The following is a 22,487-nucleotide window of genomic DNA, read 5'->3' on the forward strand; positions in this document are numbered from 1 at the left end:
AAAACTAAGCCCGACTGCGCAACCACTGCAAAAACCCTTTCTTCTCCACCACCTTCGGCACTTCCTGAGTCAACGACTGCGCCTTGTGCAAGCGGAAATCCAGCAACGCCTTCATCGCTTCGCTGATGTCATGGCGCGCATCCAGGCACGGTTTGAGGTAGTCCTTCTCGATCCGGTACAAGCTGCAGGCAGTCTTGGCGCTGAAATCGGCCGGCATCGCGGTATCGGACAAGATCCCGCCCTCGCCGATCACCTCGCCCGGCCCCATGCGCCCGGATTCGAACTTGACCCCACCGCGGCTCAACTGCACCGAGACCACGCCCGATTCGATAATGAACAGGTGATCGCTGACCTCCCCCGCCGGCAGGATCATGTCGCCGGCGCGGAAGGTTTGCAGTGTCATGTTCTGGCTGAAGGTTTCTTTCTCTTCCTGACGCAGGGTCGAGAAAATGTTCGAGCTGTCCAGCAACGCCCGCGGCCGTGACAGACCCTCAGGCGCGTTGGATTCGACGTTCGACAACAGGCTGACGCCGGACGCCTGCAAGTGCCGGTACGCCAGGTCGAACAGCAGATTGCGGACCATGCGTTTCTGATCCATCGAGACCACGAAGCCGCTGATTTCGTACTCCACGCCACTGGCATTGGAGCCTTTCAACGCAACACTCGGCGCCGGTTTGTTCAACAGATAACGGCAACCCTGCATCGCCCGTTCCAGCGCATCGAGCACCGTTTGCGGGCGCGCGTGCGGGCTCAGTTGCAGGCTGATCGAGACGCCGAACATATCGCTGGGGCGGCTGAAATTGATGATCTTGGCCTTGGCCGCCAGCGAATTGGGAATCACCGCCATGCTGCCCTGTGAGGTTTGCAGGCGCGTGGCGCGCCAGTCGATGTCGGTGACCCGGCCTTCGGTGCCGTCGATGGAGATCCAGTCATCCAGTTGATAGGGTTTGGTGGTGTTGAGGACGATCCCGGAGAACACGTCGCTGAGGGTGCTTTGCAAGGCCAGGCCGACGATGATCGCCAACGCACCGGAAGTGGCAAGCACGCCTTTGACCGGCAGTTCTAACACGTAGGCCAGGGCGGCAATCACCGCGATCAGGAAAATCACCGCGCCGAGCAGGTCCTGCAGCAACCGCCCGGTGTGCCCGACCCGCTGCATCATCAGCGCACCGATCAATACCGTCAGGGTGCGCGCGGCGAACAGCCACCAGCCAATCTGCAAACCCGTGGCCGCCAGGTGCAGCGGCACATTATCAGCCCAGGGTGCCGGTTCCAGCGGGTTCATGCCTTCGTTGAACAGCAGGACGCTGAACAGCGCAAAAATCAGCAGCCGCACGACCAGTTTCCAGTTGCTGCCGTTGGCACTGATCAAGCGCCACAATCCGAGATCGATCAGGATCAGGACCAGTGCGCAGATCAAGGGGTGATTGGTCAGCAGTGACAACATCAAGCAACTCCAGCCATGTACGGATGGGCACAGTGTAGGAGCAATTGCGGATCTGATAACACCACAAAAAACGGTGGGAGCGAGCTTGCTCGCGACAGCGGTCAGATAGTCACTGAATCGGTGGCTGTCCTACCGCAATCGCGAGCAAGCTCGCTCCTACAACGGATGTGTGTTGGCAGAGCCCGGCGTCAATCGCTCATCCGGCCGAACCGGCCTGACTGAAAATCAGCGAAGGCCTGATGAATCTCTTGCTCGCTGTTCATCACGAACGGGCCGTGGCCAACAATCGGTTCGTCGATCGGCTCTCCGCTGAGCAGCAACACCACGGCGTCGTCATTGGCTTCCAGGCTGAGCTGATGGCCATCGCGTTCGAACAACGCCAACTGCCCTTCGCGCACCAGCTCCAGGCCGTTGACCTCAACCGTGCCGCGCAACACCACCAGCGCGGTGTTGCGCCCTTCGTGCAGGTCGAGGGTCAACAACTTGCCGCCATTGAGGCGCAAATCCCAGACGTCGATCGGCGTGAACGTGCGCGCGGGACCGGTGTGTCCCTCAAATTCGCCAGCGATCAAGCGCAGGCTGCCAGCCTGGTCCTTGAGCGGGAGGCTCGGGATGTCGCCATCGAGAATCGTCTGGTAACCGGCATCGGCCATTTTGTCCCGGGCCGGCAAGTTGACCCACAGTTGAACCATTTCCAGGGTGCCGCCACTCTTCGCGAATCCTTCGGAATGGAACTCCTCATGCAGAATCCCCGACGCCGCGGTCATCCATTGCACATCGCCGGGGCCGATCTTGCCGCCGCTGCCGGTGGAGTCGCGGTGTTCTACTTCGCCCTTGTAAACGATTGTCACGGTTTCGAACCCGCGGTGCGGATGCTGACCCACGCCACGACGTTCGGTGGTCGGGGAGAATTGCGCAGGGCCTGCATGATCGAGCAGCAAAAACGGGCTGATGTGTTTGCCCAGGTTGTCGTAGGAAAACAGCGTACGAACCGGAAAACCGTCGCCAACCCAATGGGTCCGCGGGCTGGTGTAAATACCGATGATGTTTTTCATCCTGTCTCCAAATTCGTGGTTTGACGCGATGGATACAGCTTAAAACCGAACCCATTGATGCACTAGACCGCAAAAATCAACCTCATCGTCCTATCAGGAGAACGATGGTGAAGCTTTCGTCATTGCTTGAGGACTCGACACACGGGGCTGGCGGAGTTTTTATTTCGGACATAATATCGATCGGGATTACAACCATAATATCCGCTCCCGCCTGAGGACCTCATCATGCAAAGCCCCAACCGCGACGCCACCCTCGCCCAATGGATCGCCCAGGAGCAGGCTATACGCTCGCGTCTGGCCGGGCCGGGCAGCCTGTCCATGGCCGAGGTCAGTGCGCTGTCGCCCGCCGAGTTTTTCGAGGGAATCGGCGACGGCGCGCTGCCTTCACCGCCCATCGGCGCCTTGATGGATTTCATCCCCATCGAATGGTCGGCCGGTCTTTTCATTTTCCAGGGCACCCCGGATTCGCGGCATTACAACCCGTTGGGCAGCGTGCATGGCGGCTATGCGGCGACGTTGCTGGATTCGTGCATGGGCTGCGCGATTCATACCCAGCTGAAGAAGGGCCAGGGGTATACGACGCTGGATTTGCGCATCAGCTACGTCCGCGCATTGACCGGTGCCAGCGGGCCGGTGCGGGCCGAAGGCAAAATTGTGCATTTGGGCCGTTCAACCGCGCTGGCCGAGGGGCGGATTTATGATGTGGATGGGCGGTTGTATGCGACCGGGTCGACCACTTGCATGATTCTCGAGGCTCGGGGGTAAGAACTTAAGATCAAAAGATCGCAGCCTCGTTGCACTCGACAGCTCCTACAGGGGATTGCGTACGGTGTAGGAGCTGTCGAGTGCAACGAGGCTGCGATCTTTTGATTCATGACTTGCGGTAAACAGTGCTTTGCCCAGCCAGCGGTTTTTCCCAGGGAGGCAGGCGCGGATACTCCCGTCCATTCCCACTGCAACCCCTGGAGTCATTGATGTCTATTCCCGCATTCGGTCTCGGAACCTTTCGCTTGCAAGGCCAGGTGGTCATCGATTCGGTGAGCACCGGCCTGGAGCTGGGCTATCGGGTGATCGACACCGCGCAAATCTATGAAAACGAAGCCGAGGTCGGCGAGGCCATCGCGGCCAGCGGTATCGCCCGTGAAGAACTGTTCATTACCAGCAAAATCTGGGTCGCCAACTTCGCCAAGGACCGGTTGATCGACAGCCTCAAAGAGAGCCTGCGCAAACTGCAGACCGACTACCTGGACCTGACGCTGATCCACTGGCCGTCCCCGGAAGACCAAGTGCCGGTCGAAGAATTCATGGGCGCCTTGCTCGAAGCCAAGCGACTGGGCCTGACCCGACAGATCGGCGTCTCCAACTTCACCATCGACCTGATGCAACAGGCGATTGCGGCGGTCGGTGCCGAGCACATCGCGACCAACCAGATCGAACTGCACCCGTACCTGCAAAACCGCAAGGTCGTCGAGTTTGCTCAGCGTCACGGTATCCAGATCACCTCCTACATGACCCTGGCCTACGGCGAAGTATTGAAAGACCCGGTCATCCAGCAAATCGCCGATCGTCTTCAGGCAACCCCGGCTCAAGTCACACTGGCCTGGGCCATGCAGCTGGGTTACGCGGTCATCCCTTCTTCGACCCAGCGCGCCAACCTGCAAAGCAATTTGCAAGCGAGTGCCCTGACGTTGAGTGAGGGCGACATGGCGTTGATCGCCGGCCTGGAGCGCGGCCATCGATTGACCAGCCCCAAAGGCATTGCGCCGCACTGGGATTAAGTGCCCGCCCTGTTCAGGCTCTGATCGAGGCTTCGCATGGCGTGCTGCAATTGATCGACGGCCTCGTCGATCAATGTCGCACGACCTTCGGCGCAGGCACGTTCCAGCGCCTTGCAACACTTGACTAATTCTTCGGCCCGGACCATCCGCGCACCGCCCTTGATGCGGTGCGCCAAGTCCCGAAGACCAGGAAGATTGTTGTCGGCGTGTGCTTTAAGCAAATGTTCACGGTCTTCTCGATTAGTCACTGCCAATTCGCGCAGCAATCGATTGATTAACGTCCGATCTTCGCCGACGTATTGCTCCAGCTCGCTCAAGTCCATCTCGGACGATGAGGGGTATTCGCTCGGCATTTGCGAAAACCGGTCGGCCAACCAGCGACTCAGATCCGCCAGCCGAATCGGCTTGAACAGGCAATCGTCCATACCCGCTTCGAGGCACCGGACTTTTTCCTCAGGCTGCGCATTGGCGGTAAACCCCAGAATCAGCGTCGGCGGCAGGCCTTGCGCACGCTCTTCATCGCGCATCGCTCCGGCCAATTCATAACCGCTGAGCGTCGGCATATTGCAGTCAGTGATAACCAGATCAAACTCGTGGACACGCCACAGTTCCAGCCCTTGACCGCCCTCCTCGGCCTCCATCACGCGGTGCCCCAGATAGCTCAGCTGACTTGAGAGCAACAGGCGATTGGCCGGGTAATCGTCGACCACCAGAATAGTCAGCGACCGCATAGGGACCAGCCCCGGACAGCTCAACGATTCATCGGCGGGCAACGGTTTCAACGCGATCAGCGACAGGCTGATCTCGACCTGCGAGCCCCGTCCGAGGACGCTGCGCAGCACCAGGCGGCCCCCCATCATTTCGCACAACGTGCGGCTGATCACCAACCCCAGCCCGGAACCCTTGCGGGCGGATTGCTGGCTGTTGCCCCCCTGAACAAATGGACTGAACAAGCGCTTCTGGTCAGCTGCGGTGATGCCGATGCCGGTGTCTTCAATGCACACATTGACCGCCAGATGCCCCGACAATCCGGGCACCACACTCAACGTCAAACTCACCTCGCCTTCACGGGTGAACTTGATCGCGTTGCTCAGCAGATTGGATAACACTTGCTTGAAGCGCGTGGGGTCGATCAGCACGTCGCGATCGCTGCGCGCGTCCAGCTCGACACGCCATCCCAGGTTTTTCTCCCGTGCCAACCCTTCAAACACCCGGCAGACCGACTCCACCAGTGCCCGCAGATTGGCGCGTTCAGGTGTCAGGGATAAATGCCCGGACTCGATGCGGGCAATGTCGAGGATATCGCCGATCAACGCCAGCAACTGTTGCGCGGCCGCTGACGCCACTTCAAGGGCCCTACGGTCTGCCACGCCCTCTTCTGCCCGCTTCCAGGCCATTTCCAGAAAGCCGATCAGGGCATTCATGGGCGTGCGAATTTCATGGCTCATGGTCGCCAGAAATGTGGTTTTGGCACGGTTGGCATCGTCCGCCGCATCCTTGGCCTCCTGTAACTGCTGCAACCACTGCTGGCGCTGGCGGATCTGTCGACGCTGCCAGGCGATCCAGCCCAGGGCCAGCAACAACAGGGCCCCGGCAGCGGAAAACGCCTGCAAAATACCTTGGCGATGACGCAGCCAATAGCTGTCATCCACGACGACATCGTTGCTCCAGCGGGCGGCCAGATCGTCCATTTCCTCGGGCGAAATGCTCAGCAACGCCTTGTTCAGAATTGAATTCAACACCGAATCATCACGGGCGGTGGCCATGGAAATGCGCGCCGGTTCGTCGCCCACGGTGCTGCTGATCCGTAAACGTCCCTGGTAATACCGGGCAATCAGGTAACGGGTCATGAGCAATGAACTGAGCGCAGCATCGGCCTGTCCCTTCGCCACCAACTCCAGTCCTTGGGAGGGGTTTTGTACGTCCACCATCTGCACATCGGGCACCTGCGCCTGAACAAACGCGCGCATCGGGTGACGGGGATAAATCGCCAGGCGTTTGCCAGCCATATCGCCCAGCGTCTTGGGGCTACCTGGGGTTGCTGCACTGATCAAGGTGTAAGGATTGGTCAAATAGGACCGGGTAAAGTGCAGTCCGGAGACGCCTTCGGTCGTGGGGATGATGGCGGGCAAGATGTCGATCTCGCCGGCCTTGAGTCGCTGGATCTGCTGGTCCAGGGTCTGGCCTCGCAACACGTTGAAGTTCAAGCCGCTGCGCTGACTGATCAGCGTCAGCAATTGCGCCGTCAACCCACTGAATCGCCCCTCGGGATCGTAGAACGTCAAGGGCGCAAAATTCTCCACCGCCCCCACATTGACGCTCGGATGCTGATCCAGCCAACGCTGTTCACTGTCACTCAGATTCACCCGCTGCTGTCCCGCCACCTTGGCCCTGCCGGCGCTCCAGCGCTGCTCGATGACCGAGCGCTGATCCATGGGGATCGCCGCCAGCGCCTTGTCGATGAGGTCCTTGAGCGGCAAGTTGTCCCGGGCCAGTGCGAAGCCGAACGGGTTAGCGTCAAGGCCCGACGGCCCTACAAGATGAACGGAATTGAAGTAGTTGTTGTTGATCAGATAATTGGCGCTGATGAGGTCGCCGAGGTACACATCATCCTGCCCATACGCCACCGCCCCGAGCGCATCGAGTGCTGACGGATAACGTTGCAGGCTGGCCTCGGGATAGAACGATTCAACGGTCTGCGCCGGCAAGTAATCATCGGCCATGGCAATGCGTTTGCCCGCCAGATCCTCGGGCATGAGCTCGTCCAGTCGGGTGACCAGCATCGGCTGGTCTTCAGTCAGCATAAGCGCTGGACAGGATCAGCTCGGAGTCGGCCAGTTCGAAGTTGTTCGAAGTCCCCAGCGCATCCAGTTCGCCAAATTTAAGCGCCTCCATGGCCGCTTCGCGGGTGACATAACGCAGCACCTCGATCTGCACGTTCAACAGTTGTGCTACCAGAACGGCGTAATCAGCGGTGATGCCCTCCAGCTCATCGTGATTGCGCTTCACCTCGAACGGCGGGTAATCCGGCCCGCTCACCCCAAGGCGCAAGACGCCCTTGTTGCGTAGCCATTGGCGGTCCTGTTCATCAAGATGGACCTTGTAGCCCTCCACCGTAGAACGGCCCAGCAACTGCAAACGCTCAGGATCGCCGACGCTGGCCGCCGCCGGCGGCACGAGGCAGACCATGAGGATCAGCAGCAAGGCACGCACGGTCGGGCGCACTCAGATCAGGTGATTGCGTATGGCGAAATCCCGCAGGTGCACCGCCGCCACAACCCCCAGTTTTATGATCAAACGCGTTTTGTAGGTGCTGACGGTTTTGTGGCTCAGGTTCATGGCTTCGGCGATCGCCTTGTTGGAGAGGCCTCGGGCGAGGTACTGCAAGATGGTCAACTCACGGTTGGACAGCGTATCGATCAACTTTTTTTCGCTGTGTTGCAGCGGGTTCATCGGTCTGGAAAGCAACTGCGTGAAATAGGTATAACCGGCCCTCAACGCATGCACCGCCTTTTGCAATTGATCCAGGCTGTTGGTTTTCGAGACGTACGCCAAGGCGCCCCCGCGCATGCAACGCTCCTGGAAAAACAGCGGATCGAGCGAGGTAAACACCAGCACCACGCATTTCCAGTCGCTCGCCCTGATGCGCTCAAGCAAATCCAGCCCGTTGCCGCCGGGCATCACCAGGTCCAGGATCAGCAGATCGATCGGGTGCTCCCGGAGTATCGTCAACGCCTCCCCAACGCTTGACGCCTCATAAATCTGCTTGAAACCCTCCCGTTCAAGGACAAGCTTGAGTGCAGCGCGAATGACCGGATGATCGTCGACCATCAGCACTTTCTTCATGGCAACTCCCAGTGCAAAGACTCAACGAATGCCCGCCGGATAACGCCGGGGCAGACGCAACGGCTGCGCCAAGACTCTTGCATGGGGTAAAGGCCGAATCTACCTGTAAGAAATGACAGTTCCGACGAACGGTATGCCGCAATCACCCGGCATACCGCTGATAAAGCCCCTGCGACGATGGGTCAATAATCGTCATCAACGGCTGAATGCATGCCAGATCAGGCAGCGCCGCGTGACTCACCTGAATCTTCTGTTGCCCACAGGCCGGGATCAAAGGCAACTGCGCCCGTTGGCCGTCGAAAATCAGCGCATGGCGAACCTGACGGTTATCGAGAAAGTAGCCGATCAAGTCCAGCTCGCCTGCCGCCAGCGCGGCATTGATGACCACCAGGTCGAACGGCTCGCAACCGTACTCGACCAGGGTCAGCATTGACGCAAGGTCTTGCACCGGTGCCACACGGTAATAATCGAGTTGGTTGAACAGCCGCTCGATAATCATCCGGTGAAAGTGCTGCTCGTCGGCGATCAGGATGCGCAGGGCTTTATTCGGCATCGTAGCCTCATGTGTGAATAGCTGATTTTTGAAGCGGCGAGGCTACGGGAGGCGCACAGATGTTTCTGTAGGACTTTTCTGAAATAACCGCAGCCTCCGGCAATTACTGCCAACCGAACCGCCGAATGTAAAAACCCTTCACTGCCTGGGTCAGCCCCATGTACGCCAGCAGAATCACCGGCAGGAACACGAAATACAGCGACGGCAGCGCCTGCAATTTGAAGTAGTGCGCCAACGGCCCCATCGGCAGGAAAATCCCCACGGCCATGATGATCCCGGTCATGACCATCAACGGCATCGCCGCACGGCTTTGCAGGAACGGGATTTTCGGGGTGCGGATCATGTGCACGATCAACGTCTGGGTCAGCAACCCGACCACGAACCAGCCGGACTGGAACAGCGTTTGATGGTCCGGGGTGTTGGCGTCGAACACGTACCACATCAGGGCAAACGTGGTGATGTCGAAGATCGAACTGATCGGGCCGAAAAACAGCATGAAGCGCCCGACATCCGCCGGTTGCCAGCGCTGCGGTTGCTTGAGCATTTCGTCATCGACGTTATCGAACGGGATGGCGATCTGTGAAATGTCATACAGCAGGTTCTGCACCAGCAGGTGCATCGGCAGCATCGGCAAGAACGGGATGAACGCACTGGCCACCAGCACCGAGAACACGTTGCCGAAGTTCGAACTGGCGGTCATTTTGATGTACTTGAGCATGTTGGCGAAGGTCCGGCGCCCTTCCAGCACGCCCTCCTCCAGCACCATCAGGCTCTTTTCCAGGAGGATGATGTCGGCCGCTTCCTTGGCGATGTCCACGGCGCTGTCCACCGAAATACCGATGTCGGCGGTGCGTAGCGCGGGCGCGTCGTTGATGCCGTCGCCCATGAAACCGACCACGTGGCCGTTGCCCTTGAGCAGACGCACGATGCGTTCCTTGTGCGACGGCGTGAGTTTGGCAAAGACATTGGTGGTTTCGACCGCTACCGCCAGTTGCGCGTCGCTCATGCGCTCGATGTCGTTGCCCATGAGCAGGCCTTGTTGCTCCAGGCCGACTTCGCGGCAGATCTTCGCGGTCACCAGTTCGTTGTCGCCGGTCAGCACTTTCACCGCGACGCCGTGAGCGGCCAACGCCTTGAGGGCCGGGGCCGTGCTTTCTTTCGGTGGATCGAGGAACGCCACATAGCCGATCAGCGTCAGCGCCTGTTCATCCGCCAGGCTGTAAGTGTCGCGGCCTTCGATCATCGGCCGTGCCGCCACGGCGACCACCCGCAGACCCTCGGCATTGAACGCGGCGGTGACCTGGCGAATCCGCGCCAGCAGTTCATCGCTCAGTGCTTCGTCAACCACGCCGTGGCGCACCCGCGTGCACACCGCCAGCACTTCTTCCACCGCGCCTTTGCAGATCAGCAGATGCGGCTGATCGCGCCCGGCGACCACCACCGACATGCGCCGGCGAGTGAAGTCGAACGGGATTTCATCGACTTTGCGAAACGCCGTGCCGACCTTCAGTTCACGGTGGATCTCCACATGTTCCAGCACCGCCACGTCCAGCAGGTTTTTCAGGCCGGTCTGGTAGTAACTGTTGAGGTAGGCCATTTCCAGCACGTCGTCGGAGTCGTTGCCCCAGACGTCGACGTTGCGCGCCAGAAAGATTTTGTCCTGGGTCAGGGTGCCGGTCTTGTCGGTGCACAGCACGTCCATGGCACCGAAGTTCTGGATCGCGTCGAGGCGTTTGACGATGACTTTTTTGCGCGACAGGAACACCGCGCCTTTGGCCAGGGTCGAGGTGACGATCATCGGCAGCATTTCCGGGGTCAGGCCCACGGCAATCGACAGCGCGAACAGCAGCGCTTCGGTCCAGTCGCCCTTGGTGAAACCGTTGATGAACAGCACCAGCGGCGCCATGACGAACATGAAGCGGATCAACAGCCAGCTGACTTTGTTGACCCCGGTCTGGAACGAGGTCGGCGCGCGATCGGTGGCGCCGACCCGCTGGGCCAGGGCGCCGAAATAGGTGTTGTTGCCAGTGGTGAGAATCACCGCCATCGCCGTGCCGGACACCACGTTGGTGCCCATGAACAGAATGTTGTCGAGGTCCAGCGGATTGCCGGTATCGCTGTCCTGTTGACGGGGGAATTTTTCCACCGGCATCGATTCACCGGTCATCGCTGCCTGGCTGACGAACAGGTCTTTGGCGCTGAGCACCCGGCAATCGGCAGGGATCATGTCGCCGGCCGAAAGTACGATCAGATCGCCCGGCACCAATTGCTTGATCGGCAGTTCGCTGCGTGGCGCTTCTCGACGCAGCACCGTGGCGGTGTTGCTGACCATTGCCTTGAGGGCGTCAGCGGCCTGGTTGGATTTGCTTTCCTGCCAGAAGCGCAACAAGGTCGAGAGCACCACCATCGAGAAAATCACGATGGCGGCTTTCATGTCCTCGGTCAGCCAGGAGATCACCGCGAGCAACGTCAGCAGGAGGTTGAACGGGTTTTTGTAGCAGTGCCACAGGTGAGTCCACCACGGCAGTGGCTGTTCGTGTTCGACTTCGTTGAGGCCGAATTGCTCGCGCAGAGTGTCGGCTTCCTGTTCACTCAAGCCGTCGGTGTGGCTGCCGAGTTTTTTCAGCAAGGCGCCGGTGTCGCTGTTGGCGGCGGTGACCAACGTTTGCGCCAGTGTCGGCGGCACTTCACGGCTGACCGTGGTGTCGGTGAAGCTTTCCAGCAGCGCCAGTCGGCGAAAGTGCCGAGCGATGTGACGGGTGCGCAGGAATCCGGCGAAAAATTCCTTGAGCAGGGTAAGGTTCATGGCGTTGCCCCCAGGGTCAGCCGGGAGACCTTCGAGCAGGCGTGTCGAGTCGCGGCGATGACGACAGGCACGTCGAACATCACACACGGTCAGGCGTCGATGAGAGGGAGGTCGAGACACGGCCCGGGACTGGCCGCGATCAGGATTTCCGCTGCTCGCTGTTCGGCGAGACAACGGCACGACAGGTTGCGCGTTATCTTGCCGGGAAGGTGCCGGTTATCGAAACCGGCCGACTACTGTCACTCGAACAAGTACCCACTGAGGGTCTCCGCTATTGATGAAAACGCGCGAAGCTTACGCCCCGATTTCTGGAGAGTAAACGAAGGAGCGGCGGGTGGTGGGGGAATTGCGGGGTTCTTCAGGAAGGGTTCAGGATTCTGAATTTGCGCGGCCTTTGAGGGCCTCTTCGCGAGCAAGCCCGCTCCCACATTTGATCTCTGTCATACACAAAATCTGTGTTCAATGGAGATCCACTGTGGGAGGAAGGGTTCAGCTTTCAGAACTTGTACTGCCTTTGAGGGCCTCTTCGCGAGCAAGCTCGCTCCCACATTTGATCTCTGTCATACACAAAATCTGTGTTCAATGGAGATCCACTGTGGGAGGAAGGGTTCAGCTTTCAGAACTTGTGCTGCCTTTGAGGGCCTCTTCGCGAGCAAGCCCGCTCCCACATTAGTCCTGCGAACACAGGTCAAATGTGGGAGCGGGCTTGCTCGCGAAGGCGGACTGACAGGCGCCGAAGATTTAGCTGGCAGTCGCCAACAGCAGGTCCACCACCGACCGGCTATGCCCACGGTGCTTGCCATGGTCATACAACGAGCCGGCAATTTCATCCGCACGAATCGGCAGGATCGACAACAGCGTGTCGCTCAAACCATGGCTCGCCTGGCAGAAGCCCTGCATATAAATGCCGGCCTTGCAGCGCTCGTCGGTGATCAGCTTGTAGTTGCGATCCACTTCGAAATCACCCAGGTATTGCTCCAGCGGCGCCAACAGTTTGCGGTGCATCTGGCGCTCGTAACCGGTGGCCAATACCACGGCATCGTACAGACGAACCGTCACTTCACCGGTGGCATTGTTGCGCACCGCCAGTTCGATACCGCGCTCGGTCGCGGTGGCTTTTTCGATGGTGGTCAGGGTGCGGAACGCATGGCGCGCGATGCCCGAGACTTTCTGGCGATAGAAGATCCCGTAGATGCGTTCGATCAGGTCGATGTCCACCACCGAATAGTTGGTGTTGTGGTACTCGTTGACCAGCCGCTCACGCTCGCTGCTCGCCTGTTGGAACACCAGGTCAGTGAACTCAGGCGAGAACACTTCGTTGACGAACGGGCTGTCATCCGCCGGTTTCAGCGCCGAGCCACGCAGGATCATGTCTACCTGCACCGACGGGAAGCTGTCGTTCAAATCGATGAAGGCTTCCGCCGCGCTCTGGCCGCCACCGATGATCGCGATGCTCATCGGCTGATTGTTCACGCAGGGCTGCTTGGCCATCTGCGCCAGGTACTGCGAGTGGTGGAACACGCGGCCATCGTCCTTCAGCGCCTTGAACGCTTCCGGAATGCGCGGCGTACCGCCGGTACTGACCACCACCGAACGGGTGGTGCGCACGTGTTGATGCCCCGTGGCGTCGCGCGAAATCACCCGCAGCGCTTCGACCTGATGGTTGTGCAGCACCGGCTCGATGGTCAGCACTTCTTCGCCGTAGCGGCTCTGGGCTTCAAACTGGCCGGCAACCCAGCGCAGGTAGTCGTTGTATTCCATGCGGCACGGATAGAACGTGCCGAGGTTGATGAAGTCCACCAGACGGCCGTGATGCTTGAGGTAGTTGACGAACGAATACGGGCTGGTCGGATTGCGCAGGGTCACCAGGTCCTTGAGGAAGGAAATCTGCAACTCGCTCTGGGTCGACAGGGTATTGCCGTGCCAGCTGTAGTTGGGCTGCTTGTCGAGAAACAGAACATCCAGCTCGCCCTGGCTCGGCCCGCGCTCTTGCAGAGCGATGGCCAGCGCCAGGTTCGAAGGGCCGAAACCGACGCCGATCAGGTCGTGAACGATGGGCGATGCAATTGCCTGTGTCATTTCCAGTGTCCTCTGGATGAACCCCTCAACAAGGGGAATAAGCCTAAGTGACCTGATGCAGGACAGCAGGTCGTCTGTTGAGTAGGAACGAGGACAATTAAAAAAAATTTAGAGCGAAGGGATCAATGGGCATCCCACTGGCGCATCCGTATGCGGCAGTGCTTCATGGCATTGACGATGTGCTTCTCCACCAGCGCGCGGGAGATGCCGAGATGTTCGGCGATTTCCGGGTGCGACAGGCCATCGATCTTGCGCAGCAGAAAACTTTCGCGACACAGCCGTGGCAATTCCGCCAAGGCACGCTGGAGCATTTCCAGGCGCTGGCCGTGATCGAGGCAATTGTGCGGCGATGGCGTGAAGTAGCGTTCTTCGTTGTCGAGTACGTCCAGCGACTCGACCTGGCGCAAGGCATTGCGCCGATGATCGTCGATCACCAGGTTCAGCGCGGTGCGATAAAGGAATGCCCGGGGCTGCTCGATCGGCGTGTCACTGGAGCGTTCCAGTACCCGCAGATAAGCGTCATGCACCACATCTTCGGCCACCTGACGGTTGCCTAGCTTGGCGTTCAGGAAACACACCAGCTCGCGATAGTAGTTTTCCAACATGACTCCCGGCCGCACGGGGTGCGGTTTCTGTCCTTGAGCCACTTCGGCGACCGCCAAAATAGGCAATGGCAAGATGGTGGCAGTTCGAGGTGCGTAATTTATAGTAATTCTCATATAGATTTAAAGTGTTGGTTTGACTTGCCCGACAAATAGTCCTGCCAAAGCCAACGCACACTGCTCTACCTGTAGGAGCTGTCGAGTGAAACGAGGCTGCGATCTTTTGATCTTGCTCTTTAAATACAAGATCAAAAGATCGCAGCCTCGTTTCTCTCGACAGCTCCTACACAGATCCAGAACAGGTGTTACGCCATATGTCCGCGGCTAAATTCCACGCCGCGTCCATCGTTTACAGGACAGCTCCCCGTCCCTTTGGATGACGGGCCGACACCTATTGCCCGGAACCCTGCATGAAACGTCCCCGACAAACCCGACGCGCCCTGCTTGTAGCACTTTGCCTGATCCCCGTTATCGCCATCGCCGCCTGGCAAGTGATCCCGCCAGGCCGGGATAAATTCGCCACCGTGCAAGTCAGCCGTGGCGACATTGAAAGCAGCGTCACCGCCCTGGGCACCCTGCAACCGCGGCGTTATGTCGACGTCGGCGCGCAGGCGTCCGGGCAGATCCAGAAGATTCACGTGGAAGTCGGCGACGTGGTCAAGGAAGGTCAGCTGCTGGTGGAGATCGATCCGTCCACCCAGCAGGCCAAGCTTGACGCCGGACGCTTCTCCATCGAGAACCTCAAGGCGCAGCTCCAGGAACAGCGGGCCCAGCACGAACTGGCCCGGCAGAAATTCCAGCGCCAGCAGAACCTCAAGGCCGGCGGCGCGACCCGCGAAGAAGACGTGCAAACCGCCCAGGCCGAACTGCATGCCACCCAGGCCCGCATCGACATGTTTCAGGCGCAGATCCGTCAGGCCCAGGCCAGCCTGCGCAGCGATCAGGCCGAACTCGGTTACACGCGGATTTATGCGCCGATGGCCGGCACCGTGGTCGCCCTCGACGCTCGGGTCGGCCAGACCCTGAATGCCCAGCAGCAAACACCGCTGATTCTGCGCATCGCCAAGTTGTCGCCGATGACCGTGTGGGCCGAAGTCTCGGAAGCCGACATCGGTCACGTCAAACCCGGCATGAGCGCCTGGTTTACCACCCTCAGCGGTGGCAACCGACGCTGGAGCAGCACCGTGCGGCAGATTCTGCCGGTGCCACCCAAGCCATTGGACCAGACCAGCCAGGGTGGCGGCAGCCCGGCCAGTTCGAGCAAAAGCGGCAGCGCGCGCGTGGTGCTGTATACGGTGTTGCTGGACGTCGATAACGCCGACAACGCGTTGATGGCGGAGATGACCACCCAAGTGTTCTTCGTTTCCGATCAGGCGAAAAACACCCTGACCGCACCGGTCGCGGCGCTGCAGGCCGGCAATGAGGCGAACATGCAAATCGCCCAGGTCGTCGCCGAAAACGGCAGCATCCAGCAGCGCGACGTGCGCACGGGCATCAGCGATCGTCTGCGGGTGCAGATCCTCGACGGCTTGCAGGAAGGCGATCACCTGCTCATCGGCCCGGCCGACGGGAGTGGCGGCTGAATGCAGACGCCCCTGATCGACCTGCAGGACATCCGCAAAGCCTACGGCGGCGGCGATTCACCGGAAGTTCACGTGTTGCGCGGCATCGACCTGTCGATCCATGCCGGGGAATTCGTGGCGATTGTCGGTGCCTCCGGTTCCGGCAAGTCGACGCTGATGAACATCCTCGGTTGCCTCGACCGCCCGACCTCGGGCGAATACCGCTTCGCCGGGCAAAACGTCGCCGCCCTCGACAGCGACGAGCTGGCCTGGCTGCGCCGCGAAGCCTTTGGATTTGTGTTCCAGGGCTACCATCTGATCCCGTCTGGCTCGGCCCAGGAAAACGTCGAGATGCCGGCCATCTATGCAGGCTTACCGGCCGCCGAGCGCCACGCCCGCGCCGCTGCCCTGCTCGACCGCCTCGGCCTGGCTTCGCGCACCGGCAACCGTCCGCATCAACTGTCCGGCGGCCAGCAACAACGCGTATCGATCGCCCGTGCCTTGATGAACGGCGGCCACATCATCCTCGCCGACGAACCTACCGGCGCCCTCGACAGCCACAGCGGCGCCGAGGTGATGACCCTGCTCGACGAACTGGCGAGCCAGGGCCACGTGGTGATCCTCATCACCCACGACCGCGAAGTCGCGGCCCGGGCCAAACGCATCATCGAAATCCGCGACGGGCTGATCATCAGCGACAGTGCCCACGACAACCCTGAAGCACAGACCTCGGCCAATCCCGGCGCGCTGCAAGCGGTGGATCTGCGCAAGCGCCTGACCGAAGGCGCGGAAGCGACTGGCGCGTGGAAAGGCGAGCTGATCGACGCGGTACAAGCGGCGTGGCGGGTGATGTGGATCAACCGCTTTCGCACGGCGCTGACACTTCTCGGCATCATCATCGGCGTGGCATCTGTGGTGGTGATGCTGGCCGTCGGCGAAGGCAGCAAGCGCCAGGTGATGGCGCAAATGGGCGCCTTTGGCTCGAATATTATTTACCTCAGCGGCTCATCACCCAACCCGCGTACGCCGCTGGGCATCGTCACCCTGGACGATGTCGCGGCGGTGGGCAGCCTGCCGCAGGTGACGCGGATCATGCCGGTCAATGGCCAGGAAGCCGGGGTGCGTTTCGGCAACCTCGACCACTTGAGCTACGTCGGCGGCAACGACACCAATTTCCCGGCGATCTTCAACTGGCCGGTGGTGCAAGGCAGCTATTTCACCCAGGACGATGAACGCAACGCTGCGGCGGTCGCAGTGATCGGCCACAAGGTGCGGACCAAGTTGCTCAAGGACGTGGCCAACCCGATCGGCCAGTACATCCTGATCGAGAACGTGCCGTTCCAGGTGGTCGGCGTACTTGCGGAAAAAGGCGCCAGCTCCGGCGACTCCGACAGCGACGACCGCATCGCCATTCCGTATTCCGCCGCCAGTGTGCGGCTGTTCGGCACGCATAATCCCGAGTACGTGGCCATCGCCGCCGCCGACGCACGCAAGGTCAAGGAGACCGAAATCGCCATCGAGCAATTGATGCTGCGCCTGCACAACGGCAAGAAGGATTTCGAACTGACCAACAACGCTGCAATGATTCAGGCCGAAGCGCGTACGCAAAATACCTTGTCGCTGATGCTGGGCTCGATTGCAGCGATCTCGCTGCTGGTCGGCGGCATCGGGGTGATGAACATCATGCTCATGACCGTGCGCGAACGCACCCGGGAGATCGGCATCCGCATGGCCACCGGTGCCCGTCAGCGCGACATCCTGCGCCAGTTCCTGACGGAAGCGGTGATGCTTTCGGTGGTCGGCGGGCTGGCCGGGATCGCCCTGGCGCTGATCGTCGGCGGTGTGCTGATCCTCAGTGAAGTCGCTGTCGCGTTCTCTTTGATAGCGGTGCTCGGCGCCTTCGGCTGCGCCCTTGTCACCGGTGTTGTCTTCGGCTTCATGCCGGCCCGCAAAGCTGCCCGACTCGACCCGGTCACGGCCCTTACCAGTGAATGATCTCTCCATGAAGCCGCAACTGAGTTTACTGACCCTTTGCCTGCTGCTCGGCGCCTGCGGCACGCCCGCCCAGCGTCCGGACAGCGGCATCCAGCCGCCCTCTTCGTGGCAATCGCCGCACACGCAAAACGCCACCCGCAGCAACCTGCACTGGTGGACGCAATTCGGCAGCCCGCAGCTGGATCAGCTGATTAAACAGGCGCGGGTCGGCAGTTACGACCTGGCCGCCGCCATCGCACGAGTGCGCCAGGCGCAAGCCGAAACGGTGGTTGCCGCAGGTTCGCAGTTACCCGAAGTCAAGGGTGCCCTGAACGCCAATCGGCAAAAACTGCTACGCGGCAACGGTTACAGCCAGCTTGATGCCGACAGCGATAACAAGGCCGTCGATTACTTCAACGCCAGCCTCAGCGCCAGTTACGAAATCGATTTCTGGGGCGGTCAACGGGCTTCCCGTGACAGCGCGCAATTCGCGCTGCAGGCCAGCGAGTTCGATCAGGCGACCGTGGAATTGACGCTGCTCAGCGGCGTCGCCAATACCTACGCGCAGGCCTTGTCGCTGCGTGAGCAAAGCCGCATCGCGGAGCTGAACCTGGCCAACGCGCAGAACGTGTTGAAACTGGTGCAGACGCGTTTTGATTCGGGCTCGGCAACGGCCCTGGAACTGGCGCAGCAGAAGAGCCTGGTGGCGGCGCAGCAACGGCAATTGCCGCTGGTGCAGCAACAGGCTCAGGACGCTTTGATCGGTCTGGCCGCCCTGCTCGGCCGGCCGGTTCAGGAACTGGCGCTGGGTCAGGAACGCTTCGATCAGCTGTCATGGCCGACCATCGCGGCGGGCGCGCCCAGCGAACTGCTCACCCGCCGCCCGGACATCGCCCGCGCCGAAGCGCAACTGGCCGCCGCGCAAGCCGACGTCACCGTCGCCCGCGCGGCGATGCTGCCGAAGGTCACGTTGAGCGCCGAACTCGGCTCGGGCGCGGATCGTGCGGCGGACATGCTGCGCAATCCTTTCTACAACCTCACCGCCGGATTGCTTGCGCCGATCTTCAACAACGGTCGCTTGGGCGCCGAGCGCGACAAAGCCACGGCCCGCCAGGAAGAACTGCTGGAGACCTATCGCGGGGCGATCATCAACGGCTTCGCCGACGTGGAAAAAGCCCTCAACAGCATTCGCGGACTGGATGCGCAGCGCCAGTGGCAAAGCGAGGAACTGAACCAGGCGCAGACCGCCTTCAATATCGCGCAAAGCCGTTACCAGGCCGGGGCCGAGGATTTGCTGACGGTGCTGGAAACCCAGCGCACGTTGTATGCGGCGCAGGATTTGAATGTGCAGCTGCGGTTGTCGCGGTTGCAAGCGAGTATTGCGCTGTACAAAGCGTTGGGGGGCGGGTGGCAGGTTTTGTGATTTGAGTCGTCAGGAGGGCCTCTTCGCGGGCAAGCCTCGCTCCTACAGGTATAAATGATGCCCTTGCAGGAGCGAGGCTTGCCCGCGAAGAACGATAACTCGGTCTACCGGTTTAACTGGTAATCGGCTTGGCCTTCAAATGCCGCGCATACCAAGGCCGCTGCGGCACTTTGCGGAACAGGTCCGCCAACTTTTTCTCGTCTTCGCCAAAGGTAATGCGCAGCGCCAGCTTCATGGTTTCCGGGTCCATTTCAACCGACTTGCCGGTCTGCAACCCCGGCGTCGTGCTGCAGCCATGGGTGCTCGGTCCGAGCCACGGGTCATCCACCTCGACCCAACGCCCCGGCGCAAACCACGCCACGCCATTGACCTCCTGCCGACTGACCTCCCCCGGATGAAAACGCTCGTGCGCACGGAACCAGTCTTCCAGACGATCATCGATCCAGCCGTGGAAATGCCAGAACACCGGGTTCACGTGGGAGGAAAACGGGTCGCCGAGGAAGTCGTTTTCCGGCGCATACCAGCGCGCAGAGAAGTCTGACGGATCCCGGGCGAACGGCACCGGCTGGCCATTGGATGGATCACGCGGCACCGAGGCCCAGCGCATGTGCAGCCAGTCGTGTAGCCCTAACTCGACCTCCGAACCGAACTGACCCAGGGTCAGCTTCGACAGGTAACGCGGATCACGGTAGCGCGACTCCCAGACCTGGAAGTTGCTGTGATACGTCTCGGCCGTCTTGATGTCGCTGACCCATTGCGAATATTCGGCGTCGTCGTCGGCCAGCCAGGTCGGCGGCAGCGCGGTGCCGTCGTGGTTGTCGCAGTAATTGGCGAAGCCGATGCGATCGCGGGCCAGTTCCGGCTGCGGCAATGGAAAATGCTGCCACGACGGCAAGTCCTGCATCGACCGCGCCGTGCCCAGCATGTGCCGGTGCATGAAGAAAAAGTCCACGCCCGAGCCATTGCGATCTTTGCGGGCGCCACGGGCATCGCGCTCCTTGTCCCGCGGTCCGGGTTGCCAGCCGATGCCACGCAGGGCGTTGCGCTTGTCTTCGGACAGCGTGTGCCACTTGTCCCGCGAGGCATGCCAGAGCTGGTGAAACAGTCGATGTTCGGCGGACACCAGCCACGCCAGCAGCGACGCATTGAGACCGGCGCGCTCGCGGGCCTCGGGGAACACCCGTTTGACGGCGATGAAGCGATTGTCTTGCGCGGTCATCATCAGCGGGCGATCGAGATTCAACACCCGGCCGCTAAGCGTGCCGCTGCCGGCATTGCCGAAACCGGCCCAGACTTCGTCCAGCGACATACTGAATTCGTAATCCGGTGTGCCGTTGGCGGCGTTGGCACTGACTAGCCGCCAGCTCAACTCGGCCGGTTTGGCTTCCGCCAGATCGCCCAGCACCCGGTAGCGCGGTTCATCGTTGGAGCGCAGACGCTGGGCGGTGTCGAGGAACCCGATCAAGCCGCGTCCTTTGTGGCCAACGTCGAGAAACACTTCCAGCCCGTCCCGTGGCAGGCCTTCGATACCGGCGTCACGTCCTTCGAAACGAATCTGCCAGACGCCGCGCAGGGTATTCGCCAAATGCTGACCGGCGACATCCGCCACATCGAATGAAGCTTCGCCGGGGGTGATCGTCGGATCCGGTTTCGTCCATTCGCGATGCCCATAAAAAGCCGCAGGCACGGCGGCGCCGGTCAGCGCCAGGCCTGCCATGAACCATCGTCGAGAAATCGTCATTGCCCTACCTGTGTCAGCCATGAAGCAGGCTTTATCCAAGCTAGAACGTTTGTTGCCTCCGAAAATTTAAAAGCTTCGCGGGCGAGCCTCGCTCCTACAGGTCCTGCATTAACCTGTAGGAGCGAGGCTTGCCCGCGAAGAGGCCAGCACAAACAACTAAATTCCTTGATCGGTCATTCGTTCTTCCCAGATAGCAAAGGCCCCTGCGCCCGCACCGGGGCGGCGAACCTGACTGAGATGGCAATGACAAAACCACGTTCGAAAAAGGCTCTCTACATCGGCCTGCCGCTGGCCCTGGCGATCAGTGCCGGGGCAGGCTATGCGGCTTGGGATTACTGGTTCAAAGACAATCCCGGTTACCCGGTCAACGTCATGAAACAGGCCGATGAGCTGCAAGAGCGCATCCTCACCTTCGACAGCCACGTCACCGTCCCGCTGGACTTCGGCACCGCCGGCAATGAAGCGGACAAGGACGGCACCGGTCAATTCGACCTGGTCAAGACCGGCCGCGGTCGCCTGTCCGGCGCGGCTTTGACGATTTTCGGCTGGCCGGAAATCTGGAACGGTGCCAACGCCCCGCACCGCCCCACCGCCGGTTTCGTCGACGAAGCCCGGTTCGAGCAGGAAACCCGCTACAAAATCATCAGCACCCTGGTTCGCGACTTCCCCAACCAGGTCGCCATCGCCTACACCCCGGACGATTTCCGCCGCCTGCACGGCGAAGGCAAGTTCGCGATCTTCATGAGCATGCTCAACGCCTACCCGCTGGGCAACGACCTGAACGCCCTGGACATGTGGGCCGCTCGCGGCATGCGCATGTTCGGTTTCAGTTACGTGGGCAACAACGCCTGGGCCGATTCGTCCCGACCGCTGCCGTTCTTCAATGATTCGCGAGACGCCCTCGGCGGCCTTTCAGACATCGGCAAACAAGCGGTGCATCGCCTCAACGATCTGGGCGTGATCATCGACGTCTCGCAGATGTCGACCAAAGCCCTGGAGCAAGTCGCCCGGTTGAGCCGCACCCCGATGGTCGCCTCGCACTCGGCACCGCGCGCCCTGGTGGACATCCCGCGCAACCTCAGCGACCAGGAAATGCAGCTGATCAAAAACAGCGGCGGCGTGGTGCAGATTGTTGGCTTCCCGACCTACATCCGCCCGTTGAGCCAGGCCACCCAGGACAAACTCAACGCCCTGCGCGCACGCTTCGACCTGCAACCGTTGCAAGGCCTGGAGATGGCACTGATGCCGGGCGATCCGATCATCACCGTCTGGTCCGAACAGCGTTTCGGCGAGTACGCCAGCCAGCTCTACGCCATCGTCGACGAAGAACCAAAAGCCACCCTCAAGGACTACGGTGACGCGATCGACTATGCGGTGAGGAAAATCGGCATCGACCACGTCGGCATCAGTTCCGACTTCAACGACGGCGGCGGTCTGGATGGCTGGAAGGATGTCAGCGAAGCCCGCAACGTGACGGCCGAGCTGATCAGTCGCGGCTACAGCGAGGCCGATATCGCCAAGCTCTGGGGCGGGAACTTCCTGCGTGTCTGGGACCAGGTACAGAAGTCGTCCAGACCGGTGGCAAAAAACTGATGCCCTCTTTTGCAAAAGCGAACCGAGT

14 protein-coding genes and 1 pseudogene are annotated in these 22,487 nt (G+C 60.7%); 6 read left to right on the forward strand and 9 right to left on the reverse strand.

The genetic code is table 11. The features are described 5' to 3' along the window. Positions 1–4: 4 nt before the first annotated feature. Positions 5–1,447, reverse strand: coding sequence for a mechanosensitive ion channel domain-containing protein (locus ACA049_RS20950; protein WP_497329491.1), 1,443 nt, complete (start codon positions 1,445–1,447; stop codon positions 5–7). 188 nt (positions 1,448–1,635) lie between these two features. Next, positions 1,636–2,502, reverse strand: coding sequence for a pirin family protein (locus ACA049_RS20955; RefSeq protein ID WP_497329493.1), 867 nt, complete (start codon positions 2,500–2,502; stop codon positions 1,636–1,638). 225 nt (positions 2,503–2,727) lie between these two features. Between ACA049_RS20955 and ACA049_RS20960 the strand changes: the two genes are divergently transcribed. Further along, positions 2,728–3,267 (forward strand): PaaI family thioesterase, encoded by a 540-nt coding sequence (locus tag ACA049_RS20960; protein ID WP_497329495.1) that lies wholly within the window; start codon positions 2,728–2,730, stop codon positions 3,265–3,267. Positions 3,268–3,476: 209 nt separating this feature from the next. Next, positions 3,477–4,280 carry a 2,5-didehydrogluconate reductase DkgB gene (dkgB, locus tag ACA049_RS20965; RefSeq protein WP_497329497.1) on the forward strand — a complete coding sequence of 268 codons (804 nt, stop codon included), beginning with the start codon at positions 3,477–3,479 and terminating at the stop codon, positions 4,278–4,280. Here the strand turns inward: dkgB and ACA049_RS20970 are convergent. The 6 genes and pseudogenes from ACA049_RS20970 to ACA049_RS20995 form a co-directional block, all read right to left on the reverse strand. Further along, a pseudogene (locus ACA049_RS20970) lies at positions 4,277–7,505 on the reverse strand (ATP-binding protein). The gene dkgB and the pseudogene ACA049_RS20970 overlap by 4 nt on opposite strands. Continuing rightward, positions 7,506–8,126, reverse strand: a complete 621-nt coding sequence (locus ACA049_RS20975) for a response regulator (RefSeq protein WP_497329499.1) — start codon at positions 8,124–8,126, stop codon at positions 7,506–7,508. 142 nt (positions 8,127–8,268) lie between these two features. Further along, positions 8,269–8,679 (reverse strand): response regulator, encoded by a 411-nt coding sequence (locus ACA049_RS20980; protein ID WP_497329501.1) that lies wholly within the window; start codon positions 8,677–8,679, stop codon positions 8,269–8,271. A gap of 103 nt (positions 8,680–8,782) precedes the next feature. Beyond that, entirely contained in the window at positions 8,783–11,485 is a 2,703-nt protein-coding gene (gene mgtA / locus ACA049_RS20985) for a magnesium-translocating P-type ATPase (protein WP_497329503.1), read from the reverse strand. Positions 11,486–12,226: 741 nt separating this feature from the next. After that, positions 12,227–13,564 carry a lysine N(6)-hydroxylase/L-ornithine N(5)-oxygenase family protein gene (locus ACA049_RS20990; RefSeq protein WP_497329505.1) on the reverse strand — a complete coding sequence of 446 codons (1,338 nt, stop codon included), beginning with the start codon at positions 13,562–13,564 and terminating at the stop codon, positions 12,227–12,229. 122 nt (positions 13,565–13,686) lie between these two features. Further along, a complete protein-coding gene (locus ACA049_RS20995) occupies positions 13,687–14,169 on the reverse strand; it encodes a sigma-70 family RNA polymerase sigma factor (protein ID WP_109633400.1) in 483 nt (160 codons plus the stop codon). Positions 14,170–14,576: 407 nt separating this feature from the next. Here ACA049_RS20995 and ACA049_RS21000 point away from each other — a divergent pair, with 407 nt between their 5' ends. From ACA049_RS21000 to ACA049_RS21010, 3 genes are read left to right on the forward strand one after another with little or no spacing between them, the layout of a single operon-like run. Further along, on the forward strand, positions 14,577–15,749 hold the full coding sequence (locus ACA049_RS21000; RefSeq protein ID WP_497329507.1) for an efflux RND transporter periplasmic adaptor subunit: 1,173 nt from the start codon (positions 14,577–14,579) through the stop codon (positions 15,747–15,749). Next, a complete protein-coding gene (locus tag ACA049_RS21005; protein WP_497329509.1) occupies positions 15,750–17,723 on the forward strand; it encodes a MacB family efflux pump subunit in 1,974 nt (657 codons plus the stop codon). A 7-nt stretch (positions 17,724–17,730) separates the two neighbouring features. After that, positions 17,731–19,125 carry an efflux transporter outer membrane subunit gene (locus ACA049_RS21010; protein ID WP_497329511.1) on the forward strand — a complete coding sequence of 465 codons (1,395 nt, stop codon included), beginning with the start codon at positions 17,731–17,733 and terminating at the stop codon, positions 19,123–19,125. Between the two features lie 112 nt (positions 19,126–19,237). Here the strand turns inward: ACA049_RS21010 and pvdP are convergent, their stop codons facing one another. Then, positions 19,238–20,866, reverse strand: coding sequence for a pyoverdine maturation tyrosinase PvdP (gene pvdP / locus ACA049_RS21015; protein ID WP_497329513.1), 1,629 nt, complete (start codon positions 20,864–20,866; stop codon positions 19,238–19,240). Between the two features lie 243 nt (positions 20,867–21,109). On the opposite strand from pvdP, the gene pvdM reads away from it, so the two are divergent. Then, positions 21,110–22,459: a pyoverdine-tailoring dipeptidase-like protein PvdM gene (gene pvdM, locus ACA049_RS21020; RefSeq protein WP_497329515.1), complete on the forward strand. Its 1,350-nt coding sequence runs from the start codon at positions 21,110–21,112 to the stop codon at positions 22,457–22,459. Positions 22,460–22,487: the final 28 nt, after the last annotated feature.

The organism is Pseudomonas sp. LBUM1662, from assembly GCF_059695915.1.